At 75.6% G+C, this 1,890-nt stretch carries 1 protein-coding gene; it reads left to right on the top strand.

Going from position 1 to position 1,890, the window contains the following annotated elements:
• Window positions 1-24 precede the first annotated feature (24 nt).
• Window positions 25-1,788, top strand: coding sequence for a murein biosynthesis integral membrane protein MurJ (murJ, locus tag J7523_RS20230; protein ID WP_291890574.1), 1,764 nt, complete (start codon window positions 25-27; stop codon window positions 1,786-1,788).
• The last annotated feature ends 102 nt before the right edge of the window (window positions 1,789-1,890 follow it).

Consider the following 1,890-nt stretch of genomic DNA (forward strand, 5'->3'; position numbering starts at 1 on the left):
GGGCGGCGCCCCGGAGGAGGACCAGTGACCGCGACGCCCCCGCCCCGCGACCCCGCGACGCCGGGCGACCCGGGGGACGTCCCGGACGAGGCGCTCGCCCGGGACGCCGACGCGACCCCGGGTGACACGACCCCGCCCGGTACGGCACGGCCCGAGTCGCGGGCGGGCGCCGAGCCGCGCGGGGGCGTGCGCCGCGGCGCCGCGGTCATGGCGAGCGGCACGGCGGCGTCCCGCGCGCTGGGGCTCGTGCGCAACATGGTGCTCGTCGCCGCGATCGGCGCCACCGGGCAGTCCGCCGACGCGTTCGCGGTCGCGAACAAGCTGCCCAACGTGCTGTACATGCTGCTCGCGGGCGGGGTGCTGAACGCCGTCCTCGTGCCGCAGGTCGTGCGCGCCTTCAAGCGGGACGCCGGGCAGGAGTACGTCGACCGCCTCCTCAGCCTGGGCTTCGCCGTGCTGGGTGGCGCCACGGTCGTGCTCACGCTCGCGGCTCCGCTGCTGGCGTGGCTGTACGCGGGGCGCGGCACCAGCGGGCAGGTCGAGCTCGCGACGACGTTCGCGTACTGGTGCATCCCCCAGCTCTTCTTCTACGGCGTCTACGCGCTCCTCGGCCAGGTCCTCAACGCGCGCGGCTCGTTCGGTCCCTACATGTGGGCGCCGGTCGCCAACAACGTCGTCTCGATCGCCGGCTTCGGGCTGTTCATCGTGCTCGTCGGACCCGTCGGCGTCCCGCACACGTGGACGGGCGGGCAGGTCGCGCTGATCGCCGGCTCGGCGACGCTCGGCATCGTGGTGCAGGCGCTCGTGCTGGTCCCGGCGATGCGACGCGCGGGCGTGGGCTACCGCTGGCGCTGGGGGCTGCGCGGCTCGGGCCTGGGCCGGGCGGGGAAGGTCGCCACGTGGACCTTCGTCGGCCTGCTGATCGGCCAGATCGGCTACGTCGTCGTCTCCAACGTCGCGGCAGCGGCCCCCGCGGCCGCGCACGACCTCGAGGTCGCGGGCAACATGGCGTACGACAACGCCTTCATCATCTTCATGCTGCCGCACTCGCTCGTGACGGTCTCGCTGCTCACGGCGCTGTTCACGCGGCTGTCGGCCCGCGCCCACGACGGCGACGTCGCGGGCGTGCGCTCCGACCTGTCGACCGGCCTGCGGGTCGTCGGGATCTTCACGCTGCTCGCCGGGGCCGGGCTGACGGTGCTGGCGCGCCCCGTCGTCCAGGTGATCCTGCCCTCGCAGCCCGAGGCCGCCGTCAGCGCCGTCGCGGGCGTCGTCGTCACGATGGCCCTCGGCCTGCCGGCGTTCGGCGCGTGGTCCATGTGCCAGCGGGTGTACTACGCGTACGAGGACGCCAGGGGCATGGTGCCGGTGCAGCTCGCGATGGCCGCGCTCGTCGTCGCCGGGACGCTGCTCGGCACGGTGGTCCTCCCCCCGTCGTGGTGGGTCGCCGGCGCCGGTCTCGCGATGAGCGCGTCGTACCTGCTCGGCACGGTGCTGGCGCTGCGCGCACTGCGCCCACGCCTCGGCGGTGACGTCGACGCCGCACGCGTCGTCCAGACGCACGCCCGCGCCGCGCTGGCGGTGCTCGCGGCGGCCGCGGTGGGCGTCGCCGTGCTGCTCGTCGTGCAGGTCGTCGGCCCGGGCGGCGTCGTCGGCGCCCTGGTGCAGTGCGCGGTCGTCGGGACGGTGATGGTGCTGGTGTACGTCGGCGGGCTGAAGCTGCTGCGCGTGCGCGAGCTGGACCAGCTCGTGGGGCCGCTCGTCCGGCGCCTGCGGGGGCGGCGCTGACGGCGGGCCGTCTAGCATGCTCACGGGACGCGCGGCCGCGCGTCCCGCCGACGTACGTCTCGGAGGTGGCACGGTGACGGAGCAGGTCGGGCCGGGCACGGT

Origin of the sequence: Cellulomonas sp., from assembly GCF_017744555.1 — a bacterium.
Lineage (GTDB): Bacteria > Actinomycetota > Actinomycetes > Actinomycetales > Cellulomonadaceae > Cellulomonas.